Origin of the sequence: Vallitalea sp. (assembly GCF_025211055.1) — a bacterium.
GTDB lineage: Bacteria > Bacillota > Clostridia > Lachnospirales > Vallitaleaceae > Vallitalea.
This window is the reverse complement of the sequence record NZ_JAOARO010000004.1, coordinates 49,132-74,599: the sequence shown is the minus strand read 5'-3', so window position 1 is coordinate 74,599 and position 25,468 is coordinate 49,132. Positions and strand designations below refer to the sequence as shown.

The window sequence follows — 25,468 nt, the reverse complement described above, 5'->3', positions numbered from 1 at the left end:
TATTTGAAGTAGATAAGTAATTACACTATCCCCTCACCTACTTTTATTACATCTACCTTATTATCATGTAAATTTTCAACCCATTTATTGGATAATTCTTTGTCAGTAACAATAATATCTATCTTATCAAGATTATAAGCTTTGATAAATGATTTTTTATCAAATTTACTACTATCAACAGCTAATATCACCTGTTCAGAAGTTTTTATCATCTTTTTCTTCACTTCTGTTTCCAATTGATGTGGTTCCATGATTCCATGTTCAATGTTAATCGCTTTGCAGCTGATTATTGTTTTATTTACATAGTATTTTTCAATTACTGATTCTGCCCAGTGTCCTACAAATGATAAGGAAGTACTTTTTAGTGTTCCACCTGTTGATATGACTTGTATATTAGAATCACTTGCTAAAACCATTGGTATTTTTAATGCATTAGTTATTATTGTGATTTTTTTACCTTTTAGGTATTTGGCAACATATAAAGCAGTTGTACTGGAATCCATCATAATGGTATCTCCATCTTGAATTAAATCAGCTACTGCTTTTCCTATTAGATTTTTGTCTTCCTTATTAGTTGCTTCTCTTATGTTAATGGATATGTCTTCATTAGTGCTTTTATTAAGTACAGCTCCACCATAACTTCTTGTTATGTAGCCTTCATTTTCTAGTTTTTCAAGATCTCTTCTTATTGTCTCAAGTGTAACATTAAATTGTTTGCTGAGATCTAATACTTTTACACTTTCTTCCTTATTAATTATCTCTAATATTGTTTTTCTTCTATCAATTGCTAACATAAAACCACCTATTCCCACCCTTTTTTATTGTTGTTTTTTCTTTCTTTATTATAACATTATTAACAATAATAGCAAGAACAAATTTTTATTATGTAAAATCCAAGCAAGATAAGAGGTTACGTCTTGTCTTCTGTAGGAAGTCCTATAAGAAAAAAGACCCCATGAGGGGTCAGCTAATTCTTATCTATATCCATCTTTCTTATCTCTTGCTTCATCTTCTATTTCATTTCTCATACTGTTTAATGATTCTTCTCTTCTTTTGTTTTTTTCTTGTAATGTCTTCTTCATCTTCTCGTCATCAGTTTCTTCAATCATTTCATCAGCCAAATGAATATTCTGTATTGTTTTATCGATATTGTATTGAATTCTATCTACATTATCTCTTCTGTCGTCTTGTTTATGTTCCATTATAATGTCTCCTTCATCTATTTTATTGATATGATATGAATGAAAATCTCTTACATACCTCATTTTTATTATTTCATTAACCTTTTAATAATATTCAATAAAACTAATTTATCTGTTCTTTATTAATTATTGATATAGTAATAGATTCACATGTGCATAGACTATAGTTATAAAATAAGGACCCATTGAATTTATTAAGGTAAAAGCTTATAATATTATTAAAATACTATAATTTCTATATGTTGAAACTAACGAAAATAAATAAATAGGTGGGTGCACATATGAAAAATACAATAAAAAAATCTATAGTTACTATTTTAGCTATTAGCTGTTTTATACTTATGATTGGAGGATGCAGTAATATTCAATCTGAAGAGAATAATCCTATAATTGATGAGGAGACTAGTGATGATAAAACTAAGAATACGAGTACTGAAACAGAATCCAATGATAAAATAGAAAAGGATGATAAGTCTAATATTGATGATGAACTAGATACAGATATAGTAAATCACCATCGAAAAATAATAACCATTACTGCCATAGGAGATTGTACTCTAGGTAGTTTTCCAGAAGTTACAACAGGAAAATCATTTGAAGATGTTTTGTCTGCTAATAACAACGATTATGAATATCCTTTCAAAAACGCATTTAAATGGATTAAATCAGATGATATAACACTAATTAATTTTGAAGGTACATTAACGGATGCAACAAAACTTGCTAATAAAAAATGGAGATTCAAAGGTCCAAAAGAATATACTAATTTCCTAACCTCTTCTAGTATTGAAGTTGTAAATATAGCAAACAATCATAGCTATGATTATTTAGAACAAGGATATGCTGATACAGTTAAAAATATGAATGATGCTGATATTGGAGTATCTGGAAATGAGTATATTTATATTAAAAACATTGATAGCATCAAAGTAGCCTTTATAGGACACATGGCTAAAGATGAGCCTGAAGATATATTTGATAAGGTTAAAAGAGACATATTAAAAGCCAATAAAGATGGTGCTGATGTAATTGTATGTTCTTTTCATTGGGGAATAGAATATAATAATATGCCTACTAATTATCAAAAAAAATTAGGACATTTTGCAATTGACTGTGGAGCTGATATGGTTATAGGTCATCATCCACACATTTTACAAGGAATTGAGTTATATAATGGTAAATATATAGCCTATAGTCTTGGAAATTTTGTTTTTGGTGGAAATGAAATATTATACGATGAAAGACACAAAGACGTTGATACAATATTATTAAGACAACAAATAGATTTGGATGATAAAGAAATAATAGATATCAGACTTTCTATAGTACCTTTTAGATTATCTGGCGATACAAAATATAATAATTATCAACCAATTGTTCAAGCTGGTGATGAAGGATTACGTATCAGGGATAAATTAATAAGCTTAAGTAATAAATTAGAATATGGTATAAAATCACTAGAGATAGAAGAATAATAACACAACTATTATTTATACCTTTTTATAAATATGTATTAATAATAAAACAAAGATCTAGTAATATAAATAATTATTATCTAATCTTTGTAATATTAATACATATTTTTTTATTTCATTACTAAGGTACATATTTCATAATATCTTAATTAATATTAGTTATTGAATTAAATTATTTAACTAAAATGGGTTATATGCACAATTTGACAAAATATTGTTATCTGCTATAATTTTTGTATAGGTAGATTAATCAACAAAAAGTAAAATCATCGAATTAACACACAAAATATATCTTTTGAAAGGAGTTAACTTTTGCTTTTTGTAATTAATCATAGGTTAAAAAATAAATTTCTTGGGGGAATACTATGAAAAATCTAGGTACAGCAAATTATGTTTGTGATGTTGATAGTGTTTCAAAATGGGTGTTTTCTTCAACAGGTATTGGCCGGGATGCAGCTTTTAATTTAGTCTCATTATTTTTATTAACCTACATACAGTTTACTATGGGGCTTAGTGTTGCCCAATTTAGTGCTCTGACAATCATAATCGTTCTATGCAGGATATGGGACGGTGTCAATGACCCACTAATGGGTATGATAATAGAAAATACTCATACAAAGTGGGGAAAATTCAAACCTTGGATATTTATAGGCGCTATAATTAATGGATTCATTATAATGTCTCTATTCATGATTAGACCTGAGGGCTGGGGTTTTGTATGTTTCTTTGGAATCGCTTATTTAATATGGGGCATGACATTCACCATGAATGATATTGCCTACTGGTCCATGTTACCCTCTTTATCAAGCGAGCCAAGAACTAGAGACCAGCTCACAACATTGGTTGCACTCTTTGCAAACGTTGGTGCTTTTTTTGTTGGTGGATTGGTTCCTATCCTAACTACCGGAAATATGGTTACAGCTTATGGAAATATTGCTATCTTTGTTGGTCTTCTATTCATTGTATGTCAAATCATTTGTGTATTATTTGTAAAAGAAAAACCCGAAAGAGTATTGAATGATAAACCAAAAGTATCCTTTTCTAAGATGTTCAAGATGATTAAAAGTAATGATCAATTATTATGGATAACTATTGCCCTATTCTTTCATTATTTATTGCAATCAATTATTAATGCTCTTGGAATAAATATGTTCTACTTTGAATTTGGATATGATGGAAAGAACATGACTATCTTTATTGCAGTCTATGCTCTTATCTCTTTGATTTCTACAGCTCTTTACCCTATACTGACTAAAAAATTCAATCGGATGCAAATTGTAAAACATGCTTTTAGGTTAAGTATCATTGGATATATAGTATTTTTCTTGACAGGTTACATTCCTATTCTTCCTCATAGTATTATAACTTTTTGTATTGGTGGAGTACTTATTTTTGGTGGATACGGATTAATCTATTTAGTTATCTTAGTTCAATTTTCAAATACTATAGAGTATGATGAATACTTGACTGGTGAAAGAAATGAATCGGTATCATTTTCATTAAGACCTTTGACTGCAAAGATTTCTGGAGCTGTTCAGCAAGCTATAGTAACCATTGTTTTAATATCAAGTGGTATTTATGGTCTTTCAACAAAGATTTCAGATCTTGAGTCATCAGTGGGAATTTCAGAAAGTATGAGAAGTCAAGAAGCTAATGCTATAATTGCTACTGCCACTGATAATATGCTATTGATTTTACGTATAGGAATAGCTATTGTTCCATTGATAATGGCAATTATCGTTTATTATATCATTTCAAAAAAATATTTTATCACTGAAAATGTTTATTCAATGATATTAGATGAACTTGAATTAAGAAAGAAAGATCCTAACCATTTTGATAATAAATCAATATTAGACTCAATGAACAAAAAAATTTCATGACAGATTTTAGAAATAGGTACTATTACCTGTTTCCAATTCAGACTCCTATTAACACATATATTAATTCTTGATTATATTAATTCCATACATGTCATACCTCTTTCTCAAAATAACAACAATATAATATTATGACAATATTACGATTATTATATAATTATTGTTGATTTATAGTATTAATTGATTTATAATATATTCTATATGTATATATAGGAAAATTAATGCAAAAATTATCAATTATTAAACTTAAACTTTTTTAGATCATTTCTTATTACTTGAAAACAGGCATAGATTCAACAATAATCGATACTTTTATTTGCAGCATATAATTTACTAATTACGTAGAAAAAGAATTTTTTTATATATTTTTGTAACCTTTTAGGGCTTTTTGCCCTTATATAAATGTAGACGTTTTTATGATAAAAAAATAAAATAAAAAATAAGAAAAGGAATGATTACAAATGAGAAAGATTAAATTATTATTATTAACGGTTTTATTAACATCAGTTTTATCAGTAGGAGTTAATGCACAAGGAGATCGCATGATAGTGGAAGAATCAAGAATTGGTAATACACTACTTAGAGCTACATTAGATTCAGTAGATGACCCATTATCTTATTGTACTGATAGCGTAAGTGAGACAGATGGTTACCTTACAATATTAAGTAGTACTTTTTCTAATCAAACATGTGATAAATTAAAACTAGAAATCAATGTTCAAGAAAAAGTAAATGGCTATTGGTCAACAATACATACGCTTACATATACTGAAAATAATACTGATTGCATTGATAAACTTACTAATTATAGCCCAGCAAATTCTGGATCAAAATATCGACTTAAAACATATCATTACGCTACAGTTGATAGTGAGAACTTTGTTAAAGTTAATATCTCTCCAGAAATAACTGCTAAATAAATTTACATATTAATATAAAATTAATTAGTATATATTTAGATTTTTTTAATAGTAAAAAGGGGTTGATATTTAAATCAACCCCCTAGTTAATTTTGCAGAGATAATGTGGTATCAAATACTGTTGAATAATCAATTCCAATAACTTCAAATTCAACATCACCTTTAACAAAAATTCCTATATTAAAATTTTCACTTTTTAACATAGTATATTCAATACCATTATTATTAAAAGTTTCTACATCATACTGATTTTGATTATATTGTGAGGTAGTGCCTGTTTCACTCTTACTAACTTCTTTTTCTCTTATCCTTAAAATATTATTATCATTATTAACCATTGTAATTACTAACATATTACCATTATCATTTATGTTTTTAACCGTATAGTTTTCAGGTATTATTGGAGAAATAAAGTTTTTACCATTTATTTCATTAATCTCCGCTACCTTAGCATCAAGTTCCGGATCTCTGTTTTCTTCATAAGGTTTAGAATCCCTTGAATGGAGTTGTATTATATTACCACTTACACTAGTTAGTAATCTTTTGAATAAACTTGCGTTACTAGATAAATCAACTGAGACCAATGCTACTATCACTATACAAGCTGTAACTACAGCTTTATAAGTTCTTCTAACCCTAAATTTCTTTTTTAATTGTTCTTCATGTATTTCCTTACTTAGATTATTCCAGATTTTATTTTTTGCATCCTCATCAATATGTACATCATTCGTACTGTTTTCTAGATGAATCTTTAATTTTTCATCTAATTCACTATACGCTTTGTTTTTGTTGCTGTTGTTGCTGTTTCTCATAAATTAACTCCCCCTTCATATTCTGCATTAGTAATTTTCTTGTCCTATGCAATTTGACTTTTGCATTTGGTACAGATATGCTTAATAGTTGAGCAATTTCCCTAACTTTATACCCCTGAATGCTTAACAACATTACCTCTCTATCAATATGAGGTAACTTGTCCATAATTTGTTCTACGTAAATATCTTCAAATGCCTCTCCTATAGTATCTTTATCGCTACTTATATCCTCATTGATGGTTGTAGGAAATAAATTATTGCGAGTAGTATTTTTCTTAGCTCGTGTAATTGCTAAATTATAGGCAGCTTTTAATATATAATTTTTAAAATGCTCAAAATTCTTAATTTTGTTCATATTTTTAAAGCCAATGCTAAAGGCATCTTGAGTAATTTCCTCACAGTCTTCCTTATTCTTTACGATTCTATATGCAGTTGTATAAACAAGTCTATAATATTTATCAAACAAGTATTGATACAAATCATCGTTATAGTTATCCATCTTGTACATAGTGCCACTCCCTTGTAGTAAATATTACGTTATCCTATCAATTAAAGACTATGTATAGCTATTTTCTCATTAGTTACTATGATTTGTCAAGTACTGTCTTAATCTAGATATCCTTTTGTACTTAAAATATAATTCAAACTTTTTCTATGAAATTATTAATTATTTTATATTTTTAATACTTAAACTATATAAAATTTAATCACCAAACAACGTTGCAATAAATTCTTTTAGTGAATTATACCTATTTTTAGCAATTATTTTAGTACTTATTACCTTTTTTGTTTTATAGCATCAGCTTTATTATACCAATTATTATCAATATTCTCAATAGATATAACACATATAATTTTCCATACTTCATAAACTTATCTTTAGACAAAACAGGTCGTTCCTATAAATAATTAGTGCTATAAATCTTTAATAAAATAAAAATTATTTATTTAACAATCAAATTATGACATTTTTTTTATTTTTTTTGTATTATAATAAATATGTATTATATAAAAATCGAAGGTTTTTAATATGAAAATTATGAAGTATCTAAGTATTATCGTTATTATTTGTAGCATGTTACCCATTACAAATATTAATGCTCAAGACTCTAGTTCAAGTACACAATCATCTATCTTGAAAACAGATGTTACTATTGTTGACCTTGAAACAACAACAAATCAATTAACATTAGAGAGTAATGGCTATTCAACGTTTATTCTGCTAGAACTGAAAAAGATAACTTCTATGACCCACTTTATTTTACTTCAGGCAATACTCAATATGTACAACCTAGATATGGTAACGATTGTTCAGGATTTACTAGTTTTTGCTGGGACATATCAAGACAAACTACATTAAGTTTTTATAATGGTATTAAAAATGGTACATATCCCAAAATTGGCAAATTGGACTTATGATCAATTAGCAGACAAGAAATATAGTATAAGGAGGCTGATATACTATATGAAATATATAAAATTCTATATATCAATAATATTTTCATTAATAATTATAGCTATAATTATATTTCATTCATCAGATACTGAATCAAAAAAAACGGAAAATATAAATAACCAAGCTACACTCCTAAAAGATAAAGGTAAATCAGATGTAACTAACAAAAATGAATTAGAAAAATTTTTAGATATAACTAATTTTGAAATTGATAACTCAAGAACTTATTACAATGAAAGATTTAAGTTTAGTGTAGATTATCCCATAACATGGGAAGTAATATCTGATAATAATGTAGATGACGATCCTCAAAACGGTATTATGATTTATATTGAGGATGACAAAAATAATTGGATTTATGTATATGGTCAAGATGGTCATATAGTAATACCTCCAGAAAAATTAAAAGAGGTTTTCAATACTAGCAATGGTAACTCTGGAACAATTATGTATGATAATTTAGAAGAAGAGGTAAATATATATTTAGTTTTTGATGAAGAATTTTATGGAGCAACAGTTAATACTAACCAAGAAATTTTTAGTAAAAACAGTTCTAAAATATTAGGAGTTTTAAAAAGTATTAAATTTGAAATATCTGATTAGCTATATTAAAAGCTACAAAATATAAAAGCTAATAACAATGAGAATGTAAAGCAAGCACTATAAAGCAAAGATTACTTTGTCCATACGAAACAAAGTAATCTTTTATACTTAAGAAAATACACTATAAACTAGCTAAAACTAATCAAATTTGGTCTATCAGTCAATGTTACATCATCACCATCATGTCCATGCAATTCAAATATTTATTTATTACTTTCTTCTAGATTAGCAATAAAATCATATAGAATATCAATTGTCTCTGCTTTTGATTTAGTTTTTTCAATATTAGCAGTGTTTTCAATTAGTTTATAATATTTAGCTAATCCAATATAACCTTGATCATCATTTGCTACACCTTCCTCTTTAGCAAAAATATCTGTATACTCAGCTAAATCTTTCTGTCCCATACCATTGATAATCCATTTTGTCATTTCCATTAATGTTACTTTATGATTTTTATTGAAGTACTTACCATCTTCAATAATATTCATTCTTACAGCATCAACAACATATCTATAATATTCATCATCTTCATCTATATCTTTGAAGCTGATTTCATCATTACCAAAGTAATTTCGTTTAGCACTTGGTATATACTCATATTGTCTTGATAGTGTTAGAACAATCCACTTGATTGCATCTTTTTTAGTTAATGTTGCATTAGGTGAGAATTTCTCGTTAGTTTCTCTTATGAATCCCATTTTGTTCATAAGTTTTATTGATCGTTCATATTTATTATCTTTTATATCTGTAAAATACTCCGCCTCATCATTATCTTTGTATTCTTCTCCGCTATAATCTAATAATTTACCATTTTCAATATCAATATATGAGAATCTGTATGGCTTCAATTTATAGACTAGGGCTAAATCTTTTAATGGTAATAAAACATTTTCTTTTTCTTCTTTGTCTTTATCTTTTAATTGTATTAACTCTTTGTCAAAACCAACTTGGTCATAAAATATCTTACTTGCTTTATCTTCAGCAATAATGGTTTTTGGTTCTTCAACTTCTATATTGTAGAACCAGTCAAATGAGAATCTTACAACTTCCTTAGTTTCTACATCAAATTCCATATAAAAACCATTTCTACTATATTCAATATCATTAATTACTCTTGTACCTTTTACATATGCCTTTACTTTTTCATCTTGTGATGGTTCTATATCAATAGAATATCCCTTCTTATCTATATTAGGGAACATATCACTCATAATACTTTGCGCTTTTTTATTTAGAGCATCAGTATCTATTTTAGCATTCTCTTCAATATCTTTTGACCTATTGTCATATTGCTCTTTTGTTATTTCACCTGCAGCTAACATGAGTTTTGCTTTCATTTCAAAATCTTCTTTTGTCAATTTTCCAGAAGCTAACTCTAATTTCAATCTATTGATTGAGTCATTATTCCTGTAAGAATGTTTATTATAATTTATTTTTAATATCTTACCAGAATCTGCATCTAATGTTACATTTACATATAAGTTATCTTCATCGTTCTGTAAAGTCATATTCCAGAATTTACCATTTATTCCATTATACCAACCTTGATAGTTACTACGTTTAATATCAAGATTCTTGGTATCTGTTATTTTTGATATTTTCTCTAAGATAGTCTTTTGAGCTTGTTCTCTAGAGATTGCACCTTCTTCAGGTATCATTTCTCTACCCATATCTAGACCATCAGCTTGCTTTTCGCTCTTTATTGCTTCATTATAAACTATCTCATCTCCATTATATGAGTATATGTCTTCAACATCGTAGAATTTTTTTGATACTGAATCAAGATGACCAGAATTCATCATCTCATAATAATAAACTGGTTTTAGAGTTAATATAGTATTTTTATCATCTTCTTTGTTTACTTTTATATATTTTAATTTCAATGCATCTTCTTTTTCAAAAATAGCTCTTGCCTCTTTTTCAGAGATCTCACCATTTTTCTTAGTATATTTACTATCATCCCAAACAAACTTGAATCCAGTGATTTCACCAGTTATTCCTGATACTGAGATTGATATATAATTATCTTTGAATATTTCATTATTCAATTTTCTAGCATAAATAAATACATAATTATCTCTTCCATAATAAGAAATATATCTATTGAACTTATCTTCTTCTATCTCAACTAGTTCCTTCTTTATATTAGCATAATTATCATCAATATACTTTTCAGCTGTTTTTCTTACTTGGTCCTTAGTATATTTTAATACTTCACCATCGTTTCTACCCCAATGTTCAAATTCGATGATTTTGCCTGTTTCAGCATCAGCTCTAACCTGAATATTCTTATCATCTGATTCAAATATCAAGTTCCATACTTTTTTAAGATAATAATCATCAGTAGACAAACTTGAATCTTCTACTTCAAACTCTTTACCTATTTTTAATTCTTTCTTTACTATTTCTGCAATTTCATCCACTTTCAATATGCTGCTATCCACTTCTTTTTCTTTCACAGCAACTAATTCATTAGCATAAATTCCTTGTGACAACGTTAAAATGCATAATACTGTTGCCATAACTCTCTTCAACACTCTTCTCATAAATATCCTCCTTAACATTTTAAATAACTACGTAATTTTTCCATCCCTAGTTAGACGAAAGCTCTTGGTAAAAAGTTCCACTCTTTCTATAATATTTTTCACATTTTATTTTGCTATAGTAACCTGCTAAAGACATCCATACATTAGATAACCTTTTATATCTACCAGCTTTTGATGAAAGATCAGAAAATATATCAGAATCACTACTCTCATCAATTCTCTTAAAATATTGAGCTCCACAAGAACGATTTCCACAAATATGTTCCCAACCACTATCTTTAAACAACATCAAATAATCTTCATAAGCATCCCTCTTATTAAAAACTCTATAATCAACCTTAATAACCGTATCCTCTGGCTATACAGCAAAACTATATAGTTTAACTGTATAAAATGGTTATATACAGTTGGACTTTATATGTCAACATTTTTTTAACATCAAGACAAAAAAAGCCATATGAAAATTCATATGACTAATTGACTATATCGTTGCTGATTACATAATTTACTTAATATTATCTTCTTCCAATATTACATACTTGTATAATTTATGCACAAATCTCTTCTATATCATTATTATCAATAGTTTCTTTTTTAATAAGCATACTTGCAATTCTACTAAGATATACTTTATTTTTTTCTAATATATCTTTTGCACTTATATACGCTTTTTTGATTTCTTCTCTACATTGATCTATTATTGCCATATCATTAACACCCGCTGATTCAAAATTAAATAATCCAAAGTTGTCATCCATACCATATTTTACAATATAGTCTTTTATAAGATTGGATGCTTTTTCAATATCGTTACTTGCACCAGTTGTTACACCATCTTCTCCAAAAATGATTTCTTCAGCAACTCTACCTGCAAGCAAAACTTTTATATTACTAATAATTTCTTTTTTACTCTGATACATTTTATCTTTTGGTATACTCATACTGAATCCACCAGCACCTCTGGTACTTGGAATTATAGTAACTTTTGATATAATGTTATCTGGTAATAATAATTTTGTCATTAGTGCATGTCCTGCCTCATGATATGCAGTTATCTGTCTATCTTTATCAGTAATATTACTTCTATCCTTTTTCTCTGCACCTGCTATAACTGTATAGAACGCTTTGTCTATATGTTCTTTTCTTATAGATTTTTCATTACTGTTTGCTGTAATTATAGCAGCCTCATTCATTAGATTCTCTAACATGGCACCACTAAAATATACTGTATCCTTAGCTATACTATCAATATCTACTGTATCATTAATAGGTTTATTCTTGGCATGTAAAGATATTATATCTCTTCTAGCATTATAGTCTGGTAACCCTATCTCAATTTGTCTATCGAATCTACCAGGTCTTAGTAACGCAGGATCGAGTGTATCAATACGGTTAGTCGCAGCAATTACTACTATACCCTCGTTATCATTAAAACCTGACATCTCTGTAAGAAGAGCATTTAATGTTTGATCTCTTTCATCATTACTTGCTGAAGCTCTACCTGCTCTTGTCTTACCAATTGCATCAATCTCGTCTATAAAAATAACTGCTTTTTCACTTTTTTTGGCTTTTTTAAATAATTGTCTTATCCTGCTAGCTCCAACCCCTACATACATCTGTATAAAATCAGAACCACTTACTGCATAATAAGGTACATCTGCTTCTCCAGCAACTGCTTTTGCCATAAGAGTCTTACCTGTTCCTGGTGGACCATATAATAATACACCTCTAGGCATTCTAGCTCCCATTGAAGAGTATTTTTCAGGTGTCTTAATAAAATCAATAATATCTCCTACTAAATCTTTTGCTTCTTCATTTCCAGCCACATTGCTGAAATTGACTACATTGTTATTGTTTATCTTATTCTTATTGGCATCAACTATGACTTGTTTGTTATTGCCTGAACCTTTTCTGATATACCATAATACTCCAATAAGAAGCAATCCAACACCAACAGTCTGAAAAGTTTTTTCAAGCCCTGAACTACTTCCAACTCCTACTTTAATGTCCTGTAATAACAGATACTCTTTAAAACCATCCTTTAGAGGATTTGGAACTTTATATACTTCTTTCTCATTATCTTTCAACTTAACATACAACGTGTTATCATCAATTATTGTTACTTCCCCAACTAAACTTTGTTCAACATAGTTAACGAACTCATTATATGTCATATCTTCATATTCTTTTTTAGTTGATAAAAACATGGTAATAGATGTTATCAATATAAAAACGCTAATCACTATAATAACCAACTTCTTATTTTTCAATTCCATTCACCCCTAAGTTAACATAATATAATAATTATACATGTTACAAGTATAATAATCCACTATAATTATTTAGAAATACTGTATATTGTTGGATATAAGATTCAAATAATATAATACATTTATGTAAACTTAATCTAAAATTGATTTTACGGAATTTCTTATGATGATTTCTGACGGTATTGTAACTTTAGTAATATCGTTTTCACTATTACCAGAAACTTTTTTCAACATTAATTCTCCAGCCTTCTGACCAATCAATACAGCATTCTGAGATATGATTGTCAATCTTGGTTCAATCAATTCTGCTAGATTGATATCTCCAAATGAAACTATAGATATATCATCAGGTATTTTTAGATTCATTTCTTTTAATGCAATCATAGCACCTTCTGCCATATCATTATTTGCGGCGAATAGTACAGTTGGTAGATTATTTATATTTCTTTGAATCATGAATTTTACTTCTTCGTATGATTTTTTTCTATTGTAAGCACCGTTTACTATATATGATTGTTCTAAAGAAATATCATAGTCTTCTAGTGCCTTGCAAAAGCCATTATAACGTTCTTTTGCAGTACTAACACTTAGTAGTCCATTTACTGCACCAATTCTTTTGTGTCCTTGATCTATGACATATGAAATTAATTTGTACGTTGCATTATAATTATCTTCTACGACACTATCGATCTGAAGGTTTTCAAGACTTGTATCAATCATAATGATGTTCATACCCTGGTCTATAAATTTCTGTAATTTATGGTCTTCTTGTGTACTTGATGCTAATAGGACATAATCAACTCTTTTATCATTTAATGCATTCAATAGTCTTAGTTCTTTGTCTGTATTTTCATTAGTGCTACAGAAGATAAGACTATATCCTAGAGGGCTGATAACACTTTCTACACCTCTTGCAATATCCATAAAATAATTATTAGAGATATCAGGTACAACCATTCCTACCATATATGTTTTATTGCATTTAAGACTTCTAGCTATTGAATTAGGTCTATATCCTAATTCTTTTATAGTTTTCATAACCTTATTTTTTACCTTTTCACTAACTGGATAGTTTCCATTAATGACTCTAGATACTGTTGCTGTCGATACATTTGCTTTTTCTGCTACTTGTTTTATAGTGACCATACTATCATCCCATCATTATCTTCTATTTTTATAATCTATAGTAATCGTTTACTATATTATATATAATTATTTTATTTTCTTCAAGTTATTTTTGTGTAGCTCCTTTGCATTTTTTACAGGAATGATATATTTAAGAGGCTTTACCTAATTTTTATGATTTGCCAAGTGTTATTTTATTGTTAAAAAAATAATTGTTGAAAAAAAGAGCCTTGTTCTATTTTTAGAACAAAACTCTTTATGCTTTTTCTTAACTAAATGACATTGGATACCCTATAAGTAAATATGCTCTTGATTATTTACCATAAACTGGTCCAAAGTTATTACATGCTCTGTAGTCTGCACCTTGTAAATCGTCAAGTCCGAATGCACCCCAAGTTTTAGGTCTGAAGATTCTTTCTTCTGGTACATTGTGCATAGCTACAGGTATTCTTAACATAGATGCTAGTGTGATAAGGTCACCACCGATATGTCCATAACTTATTGCACCGTGGTTAGCTCCCCAGTTGTTCATTACAGAATATACATCTATGAAAGCACCTTTGCCTGTTAAGTTTGGTGCAAACCAAGTTGTTGGCCAAGTTGGGTCAGTTCTCATGTTAAGTACATCATGAATGTCTTCATCAAGGTCAATAGTGTAACCTTCTGCTATTTGTAGAACAGGTCCTAGACCTTTTATGATATTAACTCTTGCCATTGTTACAGGCATTTCACCATCTGTTTTGAATGTTGAAGAATATCCGCCACCTCTGAAGTATCCTAAGCTTGCTGGTCCCCAAGTAGTTACATCTAAGCATTTTTTAGTTTCTTCTTCAGTAATTTCCCAGAATGGTTTCATTGCTGGTTTTCCATCTATTGATTGTTGTCCTGTTGCATCAAGAGTAGTTGAACCTGAATTGATTAAGTGGATAATTCCATTAGCACCTTTGCCTGATAATTCTTTTCCTGTTACACGTTTCACAGAGTCAGGACTCCAATAAGTTCTTACATCTGAGAATATCTGAGCTGTTCCAGTAAGTAAATGTCCAAATAACATTGGTACTGCATTCAAGCAGTCATTTTCTGTAGCGAATACAAATGCTTCTCTGATACCGTTCCAATCAAAGGATGAATTAAGGATTGTTTCCATGAAGTCACCGTTAGGCATGAAATCTGTCCATTGTCTTTGACCTTGGAATCCACCAGCTATTGCATTATGTCCACATGATTCTTCGATATAACCTAACTCTGCTAGACGAGGGTTACCAACCATTAAGTCTTTTGCGATAAGAGTCATCTTAACAACAGTTTCCCATTCATCGTCTTTTTGCTCTCTAGTATGCATTAATTCTTTATCGTTACGGTCTTCACCTTCAACACAATTTTCTTTTACCCATTTGATAGCTTTTTCGTATTCAACTGGATCATATATCTTATTATCTATACGTCTAATGAATTCAGACATATCAACATATTCGTTTCTCATACCAAGATAATCTTTGAAAAATGCTGGATCAACAACAGAACCTGCGATTCCCATTGAAACACTTCCAAGAGACAAATATGATTTGCCTTTCATATTAGCAACAGCTAATCCTGCATTTGTAAATTGTAATAATTTTTCTTTTACATCTTCTGGTATTGTTGTATCATCTAGATCTTGAACGTCTTTTCCATAGATTCCAAATGCTGGAATTCCTATTTGGTCATAACCTGCTAATGCTGCTGCAAGATATACTGCTCCTGGACGTTCAGTTCCGTTAAATCCCCAAACAGCTTTTGGTGTTGATGGGTCCATATCAAGTGTCTCAGTTCCATAACACCAACAACGAGTTACAGTGATAGATACTCCAACTCCTTCTGCTGCAAATTTATCAGCACATTTTGCTGATTCAGCTACCCCACCTATAGTTGTATCAGCGATAACACATTCTACTGGTAAACCGTTAGGATGGCGAAGATTTGCTTCTAAAAACTCTTTAACACTTTTTGCCATATCCATTGTTTGATCTTCAAGTGATTCTCTAACCCCATCACGTCTACCATCAATTGTTGGTCTGATTCCTACCTTTGGCATTCTACCTTGTAACCTATTTGTACCTGTCATAAATTATTCCTCCTTAAAATTTATTAACCTTAACCCCTTTAATAAAGAGGTAGTATATGATATTGAAACTAATATGAAACAACTATAGTAATCGTTTACTATGAATACAAAAAATATAAGAATATACATCTTCTATATATACTTGTTTCATCATATGACACATAAACATATGCCATACACTAGTTAATATAAAAATAAAAGAATTCAATTACATAATGTATAGTAATCGTTTTCTTTTATTATATAATCTTTTTATTATTTTATCAAGTCATTTATTAACTTATTTTAATTATCCATATATAAATTATTTACATTACTGAAAAAGCTTTTAACCATTGTCTTGCTATTAATGCATGTCCTGCTTGTGTAGGATGAACTCCATCCAAAGTCCATTTCTCCATAGGTTGAACTGTTGCTGCTCTTGCAAATATACCATCTAGAGGAATTAATGTAGCATTGAACTCTCTTGCTAGAGATCTTACTACATGGATTTTAGGATCTAAGTCTTCTCTCCATCTACCCTGCCCAGCAGACCAGCCTTCTGATTCTTCAATTACAGGTAATAAGAAAGGTTCCATAATTATTATCTTAGCATCTAATTTTTGTTTTATATTCATAAGAATCTCTCTATATATAGTTTCAAAATTATCAACTGAAGTAGGATCATTACTATCATATCTACGCCAGCAATCATTGATACCTATTAATATAGAAACTACTTCTGGTCTTAGATCTATACAATCTTCTTGCCACCTTTTTTTAAGGTCTGAAACTCTATTACCACTTATTCCTTTGTTAAGAAATTGTAATTGTTTTTCTGGGTGTAATGCTGTTAACCATGATGCAACCATATTAGCATAACCAAAACCAAGTTCTAAATATTCATTACTTGTTCTACCACTATCAGTAACACTATCTCCTTGAAATAAGATTAATGAGTTATCTTTGACATTATGTATCATATATATTACTCCTTTCATTTATTTGGTCTTTGTATCTAATAAATATAAGTATCATTATATCACGATTATATTCTATTTAATATCATAGATAAGTAATTATTAAGAATTGCTATTTAATCAGAAATCCATTATTTATTGTTTAATGCATAATTTAATATAATAATCTTCCAATTGTAGAATATTCTTCTTGTGATTAGCCTAAGATAACTATGAAGAAAAAATATCAATATTAAGGAGGAAGTATATATGGACAACGCTATGTTTTGTTATCAATGTGAACAAACAGCAGGTGGTAAAGGATGTACTAAAATGGGAATTTGCACCAAAGACCCTGATGTAGCTAAAATGCAGGACGTTCTAATTTTCATATTAAAAGGATTAGGATATTATGCAACAAGATTAATTGAAGATGGACAGGATATACCTAGAGAATTAGGAGAGTTTTGTACAGAGTGTGTATTCGCAACACTTACTAATGTTAACTTTGCACCTGAAAGATTCGTTAAATATATCAAAAAAACTAATTACTATAAAAAGGCCTTAATGAATAAAGCTTCCACCTCTGACGCACCTGAGGGAGCAGATTATATTGCTCCTGAAACAAAAGAAGAGATTCTTAGTATTCCTAATATGAAGAACTTAGGTGTTATGGATGATGAAGACTTAGATATGGATATTCGTTCATTAAGAGAGTTGTTAATATATGGTATAAAAGGTATGGGAGCATATTTTCATCATGCATATGTACTTGGAAAATATGATGCTGAAATAGCTAGTTTCATGTTCAAAGCTCTTGGTTCTACCCTTAATAGAGATTTAACTGTTGAAGATTATTTCAACCTAAACATGGAACTTGGTAAAACCAATTTTAGATGTATGGAGCTACTTGATGCAGCAAATACTGGTGCTTATGGTGACCCAGAACCCACAGAAATGCTCATAACCAAGAAAAAAGGACCTTTTATTGTAGTATCAGGTCATGATTTAAATGACTTAGGAGATTTGCTTGAGCAAACTGAAGGAAAAGGTATTAATATATATACTCATGGAGAAATGCTTCCTTGTAACGCTTATCCTGGATTAAAAAAATACAAGCATCTAATAGGAAACTTTGGTGGTGCTTGGCAAGATCAACAGAAAGAGTTTGATAACTTGCCTGGAGCAATATTAATGACAAGTAACTGCTTAATGAAACCACGGGAAAATTACAAAGACAGGTTATTCACCTCAAGTATTGTTGGCTGGCCTAATGTAACCCACATCCCTACTATTGATGGTCATAAGGATTTTTCACCTGTTATTGAAAAAGCTTTAGAATTAGAAGGCTTCACTACCGATGAACCAGAGAAAAGAATACCTATGGGATTTGCCAGAAAGGCTGTCCTAAGTAATGCTGATGCAATTGTTAATGCTGTCAAAGACGGTAAAATAAGGCATTTCTTCTTGATTGGCGGCTGCGATGGCGCTAGACCTGGAAGAAATTATTATACAGAATTTGCTGAAAAGACACCAAAAGATACTATCATATTAACCCTTGCCTGTGGTAAATATAGATTCAACAAATTAGATCTTGGTTCTATCGGTCCTTTCCCAAGAATACTGGATGTAGGTCAATGTAATGATGCTTATTCAGCTATTAAGATTGCTTTAGCTTTATCAGAAGCATTTGAATGTGATGTGAACGATCTTCCATTGTCCTATATCATAACCTGGTATGAACAAAAAGCGGTTGCGGTATTACTAACAATGTTATACCTTGGTTTGAAAGATATTTATCTGGGACCTACATTACCTGCTTTTATAACCCCAAACATTCTACAAGTATTGGTCGATAAATTTAATCTGCAGTCGATTTCAACACCAGACCATGATTTGCAAACTATTCTAGGTTAATTATTTTAATTTATCAATATAATCGCACCTAGATTAATCCTAAAAAGATAATACGAATTTATATTAATCCAAATATAAAAGCACAGATTTTTCTGCGCTTTTATATTTTGTCCTTCTATACATATATGATGTCTGAATAATTATCTTCTTCCATACCATATAGTCTACCTCTGCCTCTTCCTCTATATGGTCTGTAATAAGGTCTTCCGTAATAGTAAGGTCTTCCATAGTAATAAGGTCTTCTATAATATGGATATCTTACATAATAGGGGTTTCTTCTATAATAGTAGGGATATCTCCTGTAATATGAATATGGATAATAATAAGGGTATCGATAAGGACGTCTTCCTCTACCGAATCTAGTAGCTTCAACTTCTTCGTTAAACATATACTATCCTTCTGCTTTTTTTACTATTATATGCATTTGACATTGCTAAAGTGAAAGAGCTTAACATATATACTAAAACATATAATAACTATTGTTTAATAAGTTTTTAATTTTTTATTTTAATTTAATAATATTATTTATGCTATAGGCTTTTATTAAAAAGTATAATTTGATACAATACCAGTAACGATTATATCTACGTTATAAAAAGTTATGAAAGGATGTATGAAAATGGCTGAAATTACAGTAAATGAGCGGATAGAATTATTACGTCAAGAAATGAATAAGGAAGGCTTATCTGCCTATATTATCCCTAGTGCTGACCCCCATCAAAGCGAATACGTAGCTGAATACTACAAGAGCAGAGCTTACATATCTGGATTTACAGGTTCAGTAGGTACAGTTATCATTACTATGTCAGAAAGTTGTCTCTGGACTGATGGCAGATATTTTATTCAAGCTGAAAAACAACTTAGTAATAGTGAAGTTGTTCTATATAAAATGCTTGAACCAGGTGTGCCTACATATCAAGAATGGTTAAAAGATAACATTAAGGTTGGTGAAAAAATAGGCTTTGACCAGCGTTTATTCTCAGTGAATGATATGAAAATGCTTAAAAATATAATAAATAATGATAAAATAGAATTTGTAGGTAGTGTAGACCTTATATCAAATATATGGAAGAACAGACCAGCCCTACCTACTGACAGAGTTTTTTATCATGACATAAAATATACAGGTTCAACATCTGCCGAGAAAATTGATTCAATACGAAATGAAATGAAAAAGAAAGATTCTGAAATATATCTAATCAGCTCTCTCAATGATATTGCTTGGCTATTTAATATTAGAGGTAATGATATAATATATACCCCTATCCCATATGCTTATGGAATAATAACTCTGACTGAAGCTATACTATATATACAACTTGACAAAGTTCCTCAAGATATACGAATAATACTTGAAGAACAAAATATTGTCATAAAATCTTATGATGATATATTTGATGATATAAAAATATATACTAAGAATTTAACGGTTATATATGATCCTACTAAGTTAAATTACGGTCTAAAGTCAATGATTGATTCTTCTAACCGTATTGTAGAAACACTTGAACCTACAGCTATTATAAAAGCTAAACTTAACAATACCGAAATCAAAAATCTAAAAGAATGTGAAATAAAAGATGGAGTTGCGCTAGTAAAATTCTTATATTGGTTAGAAAAAGCTGTTCCAAGTGGAAATATAACAGAAATCACTGCAGCAGAAAAATTAGCAAGTTTCAGAAAAGAAAATCCTCTATATATTGAAGATAGTTTTGCAACAATCCCAGCTTACAGGGAAAATGCAGCAATGATGCATTATAAGCCTGATATGGCAACTACTAAGACATTGAAACCAGAAGGATTTTTCTTAGTTGATTCTGGTGGACAATATTATGATGGTACTACAGATATAACACGTACTATTGTATTGGGTGATATTACAGAGGAAGAACGTCATGACTATACTTTAGTTCTAAAATCCCATATTGCCCTTGCACGTTTAATCTTTTTATATGGTTCAACAGGTTCTAATCTTGATGTTATTGCAAGACAGCCTATTTGGCAAGAATATATGGATTATAAGTGTGGAACTGGTCATTCAGTTGGTTATTTATTAGGTGTACACGAAGGACCAGCAAGAATTCGCAGAGAATCTAAAGATGTAGTAATTGAAGAAGGAATGTATCTTACTAACGAACCAGGTATCTACAAAGAAAACAAATATGGTATACGTATAGAAAACTCTATATTGGTTAAGGAAGTAATGAATAATTCTGATGGTCGTTTTATGGCGTTTGACACAATATCCTATTGTCCTATAGATTTAAAAGGTATTGATGTTACAATACTTACCAATGATGAAAAAGATTGGTTAAATAATTATCACTGCGAAGTATATAATAAGCTTTCTCCTTATCTTAACGAAGATGAGTGCTTATGGCTTCAATCCCAGACGAAGAGTATATAATGGATATGGTATAATTACCAACATATACATGTAGTATTTTGATAATAAATCATCTATAATGAGTCCTGTAAAAAGAAATGGGGAGGAATTATAAATGAAAAAATTCAAAAAAATAGTTACTATAAGCATACTTTCTATTATCCTTATTAACACAGTAGCTTATGCAGCTAATATTGATATATATAGTGGAATAATAAAAGGAATAGTCGCTGTTAAAGATGCTGTATTAAAGAAGGATTCAGGACTTGAAAGAAATACAAATGAAGCTATGAAAAAATTAGATAATTATATTAAAGATTATAAAAATGATATTAAAAATGATTTAGAAGCTTATAAACAATCAAAAGCGGAAGATGCTAGAAAAGTCGTAAATGACAAAGTTAATGAAACTATAAAACAATTAGATAAAGAAAAATCAAAGCTTATTACAGATTATAAAAAAGAAATAGATAAGCAGATAGATTCTGAGTTAGATAGAGAACTTGGAAGATTGCAACAACATTATCAATAGACTAATATTTTACTTTAGTCTATTTTTTTATTGTATTATAAAAATTAGTAAATAGCATATTCAAATCTAATAATATATAATATTCATTCATATATATTGACTTAAATGCCAAATTATAATATTTTAATCAACTAATCAAAAATATTAAATCCCAATCAGTATCTTGTTCCTGTATCAATCCTATTAATACTGTAAATACTCCTGCTGCTCCATCTAGTAATCCACCTATATCCTGCTTGTCTGAAAGTTCTTTTTCCTGATATCCATAAAGCGCTTCTTTATTCCATAAATCTATTACTTGCTCTAATAATTTATCTCTCAACTCTCCAATCAATTTATCTCCACTTTCTGAATACATTCTCTGTACCATTTGAAGTAATCCTGCTCTCCCGTGACAGAATGTGTCAGATTCTATATTCCATTTTTCCTCTGGTCTCATGGCTGTTCCTCTAAATGTTTCTAGTGCTACACTCTTGTATTCATCATTATTAACAGCTATGCCGCTTAACCAAAGTGCACGTGCAACTCCAGGACCTCCATAACACCAAGCTTCTCGTGGAACAACATTTTGTGCTTTTTCTTCCAGATTCTCTTCCCATGTAATTCTAGCAGGCCATAGTGGTCCAAATTCATCATTTTCTTTCCACTTCATTATCCACTGAGCAATCTTATGTATAGCTTCATGTTGGCCTGATACTTCTACTCCTTTCATCATAGCTATGGACATCAAAGCAAGAACACCAGGTATACCATGTGACATTCCACAGTTGAAGTAACCATTAGGATATTGGCTATCATATCCAGTATATCTATTAGAATATACATACCAGCCAGGTACAACCAAACCTTTATATTTTTTATCTTCACATACCTTAATTAGATATGTAAGAATCTGTTCCATTGCCAGTTTCATATCATGTTCGTCAATGAAACAGAGCACATAACGCCCAATACCACTCAACCCTTGAATAACATCAAACTCTTTTAGAGAAATACCTTGCTCTAGTCTTGATTCCATATATTGCATTATACTAGGAAAGGACTTGATGAAAAATGAATTTAACTCTTTTATGAAGTTCCCATATCTTGTCCCACCTCTTGATAATGCTCTTGCGGCTATAATAACACCAGCTAATCCAGTCCAAAGACTGAATTCTCTGATACTCTCTTTCATAATTACTTTCTGTATGTCTTGTAAATAGGAATGTCCAATATTATCCCATCCCCCTTGAGGATTAGCTTTATCCAAAGCTCCAAACATCACACAAAAGCCACTATACCCTCTGGCTAAATCAGTAGGTGACCAAGGTATATACTCAGCTCCAGATTCTTTACGTATCTTAATTAATTCAAGCATATCCTGTTGTATCTGCTCTGGATTAACTAATCTATGTGCTCCTTCATCTACAATCTGTTGTATCTTATTACAGATTTTTTCATCTGTCACCTGAGACCATTTCATATTGTACTTCCTCCTTATCGTTATCACTATATGCAGAAAGCTGCATTTTATATAGATAAGCATACATACCGTCTTTTTTCATCAATTCAAGATGACTTCCTTGTTCAACAATTTCTCCTTGATCCATCATGATTATATGATCTGCATACTTTATTGAGGTATATCGATGTGAAATAAATATACCTATATGTTGATGAATTAATTCTCTGAATTTTGCAAACACTTGGAGTTCAGACTCAGGATCTAGCATGGAACTAGGTTCATCAAGTATATACAAATCAGCTTTACGCATAAATGCACGGGCAATTGCAACCCTCTGCCATTGTCCTCCTGATAATTGACTGCCCTGATCAAACAACCTTCCAATCTGGGTATCTAATCCTTGTGGTAATTGATCTACTAAACTATCTATTCCTGCTCTTCGTGCTGATTCTAACAATTCTTCATCACGTTCAAGTCTATTAACATTACCAAATCCTATGTTGTGCCTCATATTAAGTTCATATTGGACAAAGTCCTGACAAACTACAGCTATATGTTTGCGTAATGCTTCTTGATTAAACGAACGAATTGATATTCCATTAATAAGGATATCACCTTCAAAATCATCATATAACCCAGTTAATATCTTCATCAAGGTTGTTTTACCTGAACCGTTACGTCCAACAATTGCCATTGTCTCTCCACGTTTCAGCTTAAAACTAACGTTATGAAGAGCATACCTATTAGTATCTGGATACATAAAAGATACATTTTTGAATTCAACGGTTTCAATATCCATAATATCAGTATATTGACCTTTATTAGTCTTACTGACTTTCAAGTCCAAAAATATAAATAGCTGTTTTAGAAAAAGATTATGCTGACATAATGAAAGCAATCCAGAAATTAGTGCTTGGGAGTTACTCTGTGTCATAGTTATAGTTTGAGTCAGTGCTACTACAGTACCAATCTCTATTTCTCTAAGAAATGCAGACCTAAGTACAACTATCATCATTAATACATTAGCTATAACATTAATAACTTGAAATATAATTCCAGTACTTAACCTTTTTTTAGCTATCTTCTTATCTTCTTTATAGAAGCTTTTGAATAGTCCATTGTAACATCTTTGAAGATATTTCCCTAATTGATATAGCTTCACTTCTTTGAAGTTCTTATCGTTTGTCATTAGATAAGAGTAATACCATGCCTTTCTCATCTTAGGTATACGATTATACTGAACTAGAAACTCTTGCTGTCCTATACGAAGAAAAGAGTAAAACGATGTAAGTGGTATAATAAGTAATATAAAAGCCATCCACCATTTAAAAATTATCAGCATTCCTGCTGCAGAAATAAGTGTCACAATACCACTTATGAGGGACATCATCTGCTGCATAATCTGATATGGACGATGACCTGCTTCATTTTGTGCAAGCTTCAAAGCATCTTGCACTTCCGAGTTTTCAAAATCTTTTAATGATAATGATACTGATTTTTCCATTATGAGCTTATTGATTCTATTCATCAAAAGGACTTTGAATAAGCTCTCTATATAACTCTGAACTAGATTCAGCAACTGACTCAAAAGTGTAAATGCAACTAATATAGCAAATGCCTTAAGAATTATATTAAACCCATTAGTCCAAGAATAAGTAATGGAATTAATCAAGTCTTTGGTCAATATCAAAACAATAATTGGTGAAATACCATGAAATAGATTTAAAATCATTATTGCAATCAAACTTTTTGCATCTGTAGCCCACAACAGCCTCATAATACGAGGCCAATATCTAAATGATTTTAAAATATTAGCTACTGATATTATACTTGAATCCTCTCTATCTACTGCCAT

General features: G+C 30.0%; 20 protein-coding genes and 1 pseudogene. 8 read left to right on the top strand and 13 right to left on the bottom strand.

Translation table 11 applies throughout. The features are described 5' to 3' along the window. Nucleotides 1-20 precede the first annotated feature (20 nt). Together N4A55_RS00745 and tlp are read right to left on the bottom strand one after the other, a co-directional pair. The gene (locus tag N4A55_RS00745) at nucleotides 21-794 is read right to left on the bottom strand and encodes a DeoR/GlpR family DNA-binding transcription regulator (RefSeq protein WP_293753489.1); all 774 of its coding nucleotides are present in this window, start codon (nucleotides 792-794) and stop codon (nucleotides 21-23) included. A 180-nt stretch (nucleotides 795-974) separates the two neighbouring features. After that, nucleotides 975-1,202 carry a small acid-soluble spore protein Tlp gene (gene tlp, locus N4A55_RS00740; RefSeq protein ID WP_293753488.1) on the bottom strand — a complete coding sequence of 76 codons (228 nt, stop codon included), beginning with the start codon at nucleotides 1,200-1,202 and terminating at the stop codon, nucleotides 975-977. A gap of 281 nt (nucleotides 1,203-1,483) precedes the next feature. Between tlp and N4A55_RS00735 the strand changes: the two genes are divergently transcribed. The 3 genes from N4A55_RS00735 (at nucleotide 1,484) to N4A55_RS00725 (ending at nucleotide 5,477) form a co-directional block, all read left to right on the top strand. Beyond that, nucleotides 1,484-2,677 carry a CapA family protein gene (locus tag N4A55_RS00735; protein WP_293753487.1) on the top strand — a complete coding sequence of 398 codons (1,194 nt, stop codon included), beginning with the start codon at nucleotides 1,484-1,486 and terminating at the stop codon, nucleotides 2,675-2,677. A 365-nt stretch (nucleotides 2,678-3,042) separates the two neighbouring features. Continuing rightward, a complete protein-coding gene (locus tag N4A55_RS00730; protein ID WP_293753486.1) occupies nucleotides 3,043-4,560 on the top strand; it encodes a glycoside-pentoside-hexuronide (GPH):cation symporter in 1,518 nt (505 codons plus the stop codon). A 458-nt stretch (nucleotides 4,561-5,018) separates the two neighbouring features. Next, the gene (locus N4A55_RS00725; RefSeq protein WP_293753484.1) at nucleotides 5,019-5,477 is read left to right on the top strand and encodes a hypothetical protein; all 459 of its coding nucleotides are present in this window, start codon (nucleotides 5,019-5,021) and stop codon (nucleotides 5,475-5,477) included. Between the two features lie 86 nt (nucleotides 5,478-5,563). Here N4A55_RS00725 and N4A55_RS00720 read toward each other — a convergent pair whose 3' ends face one another. Both N4A55_RS00720 and N4A55_RS00715 read right to left on the bottom strand, forming a co-directional pair. Continuing rightward, nucleotides 5,564-6,289, bottom strand: a complete 726-nt coding sequence (locus N4A55_RS00720) for a DUF4367 domain-containing protein (RefSeq protein WP_293753483.1) — start codon at nucleotides 6,287-6,289, stop codon at nucleotides 5,564-5,566. Continuing rightward, nucleotides 6,249-6,797: an RNA polymerase sigma factor gene (locus tag N4A55_RS00715; RefSeq protein WP_293753482.1), complete on the bottom strand. Its 549-nt coding sequence runs from the start codon at nucleotides 6,795-6,797 to the stop codon at nucleotides 6,249-6,251. Before N4A55_RS00715 ends, N4A55_RS00720 begins: the two co-directional genes overlap by 41 nt. 531 nt (nucleotides 6,798-7,328) lie before the next feature. Here N4A55_RS00715 and N4A55_RS00710 point away from each other — a divergent pair. Then, nucleotides 7,329-7,649, top strand: a complete 321-nt coding sequence (locus N4A55_RS00710; RefSeq protein ID WP_293753481.1) for a hypothetical protein — start codon at nucleotides 7,329-7,331, stop codon at nucleotides 7,647-7,649. Nucleotides 7,650-7,754: 105 nt separating this feature from the next. Then, entirely contained in the window at nucleotides 7,755-8,348 is a 594-nt protein-coding gene (locus N4A55_RS00705) for a hypothetical protein (protein WP_293753480.1), read from the top strand. A 203-nt stretch (nucleotides 8,349-8,551) separates the two neighbouring features. Here the strand turns inward: N4A55_RS00705 and N4A55_RS00700 are convergent, their stop codons facing one another. The 6 genes and pseudogenes from N4A55_RS00700 to N4A55_RS00675 form a co-directional block, all read right to left on the bottom strand. Beyond that, nucleotides 8,552-10,897, bottom strand: coding sequence for an S-layer homology domain-containing protein (locus N4A55_RS00700; RefSeq protein ID WP_293753479.1), 2,346 nt, complete (start codon nucleotides 10,895-10,897; stop codon nucleotides 8,552-8,554). Between the two features lie 46 nt (nucleotides 10,898-10,943). Continuing rightward, a pseudogene (locus N4A55_RS00695) lies at nucleotides 10,944-11,243 on the bottom strand (DUF2812 domain-containing protein); the annotation flags it as partial. 202 nt (nucleotides 11,244-11,445) lie between these two features. After that, entirely contained in the window at nucleotides 11,446-13,167 is a 1,722-nt protein-coding gene (locus N4A55_RS00690) for an ATP-dependent metallopeptidase FtsH/Yme1/Tma family protein (RefSeq protein ID WP_330666267.1), read from the bottom strand. Between the two features lie 132 nt (nucleotides 13,168-13,299). Further along, entirely contained in the window at nucleotides 13,300-14,313 is a 1,014-nt protein-coding gene (locus N4A55_RS00685; RefSeq protein ID WP_293753476.1) for a LacI family DNA-binding transcriptional regulator, read from the bottom strand. A gap of 292 nt (nucleotides 14,314-14,605) precedes the next feature. Beyond that, a complete protein-coding gene (locus N4A55_RS00680) occupies nucleotides 14,606-16,396 on the bottom strand; it encodes an L-fucose isomerase (protein ID WP_293753475.1) in 1,791 nt (596 codons plus the stop codon). Nucleotides 16,397-16,704: 308 nt separating this feature from the next. Next, nucleotides 16,705-17,358: an SGNH/GDSL hydrolase family protein gene (locus N4A55_RS00675; protein ID WP_293753474.1), complete on the bottom strand. Its 654-nt coding sequence runs from the start codon at nucleotides 17,356-17,358 to the stop codon at nucleotides 16,705-16,707. 246 nt (nucleotides 17,359-17,604) lie between these two features. Between N4A55_RS00675 and hcp the strand changes: the two genes are divergently transcribed. Then, on the top strand, nucleotides 17,605-19,251 hold the full coding sequence (hcp, locus tag N4A55_RS00670) for a hydroxylamine reductase (RefSeq protein ID WP_293753473.1): 1,647 nt from the start codon (nucleotides 17,605-17,607) through the stop codon (nucleotides 19,249-19,251). A gap of 115 nt (nucleotides 19,252-19,366) precedes the next feature. On the opposite strand, the gene N4A55_RS00665 is transcribed toward hcp, so the two are convergent. Continuing rightward, nucleotides 19,367-19,639, bottom strand: a complete 273-nt coding sequence (locus N4A55_RS00665; RefSeq protein ID WP_293753472.1) for a hypothetical protein — start codon at nucleotides 19,637-19,639, stop codon at nucleotides 19,367-19,369. A gap of 231 nt (nucleotides 19,640-19,870) precedes the next feature. Here N4A55_RS00665 and N4A55_RS00660 point away from each other — a divergent pair, with 231 nt between their 5' ends. Both N4A55_RS00660 and N4A55_RS00655 read left to right on the top strand, forming a co-directional pair. Then, nucleotides 19,871-21,658, top strand: coding sequence for an aminopeptidase P family protein (locus N4A55_RS00660; protein WP_293753471.1), 1,788 nt, complete (start codon nucleotides 19,871-19,873; stop codon nucleotides 21,656-21,658). Between the two features lie 94 nt (nucleotides 21,659-21,752). Continuing rightward, nucleotides 21,753-22,169 carry a hypothetical protein gene (locus tag N4A55_RS00655; protein ID WP_293753470.1) on the top strand — a complete coding sequence of 139 codons (417 nt, stop codon included), beginning with the start codon at nucleotides 21,753-21,755 and terminating at the stop codon, nucleotides 22,167-22,169. Between the two features lie 127 nt (nucleotides 22,170-22,296). Here N4A55_RS00655 and N4A55_RS00650 read toward each other — a convergent pair whose 3' ends face one another. Both N4A55_RS00650 and N4A55_RS00645 read right to left on the bottom strand, forming a co-directional pair. After that, the gene (locus N4A55_RS00650; protein WP_293753469.1) at nucleotides 22,297-23,631 is read right to left on the bottom strand and encodes a lanthionine synthetase C family protein; all 1,335 of its coding nucleotides are present in this window, start codon (nucleotides 23,629-23,631) and stop codon (nucleotides 22,297-22,299) included. Next, complete coding sequence (locus N4A55_RS00645; protein WP_293753468.1) at nucleotides 23,606-25,468, bottom strand: ABC transporter ATP-binding protein; 1,863 nt, start codon at nucleotides 25,466-25,468, stop codon at nucleotides 23,606-23,608. Before N4A55_RS00645 ends, N4A55_RS00650 begins: the two co-directional genes overlap by 26 nt.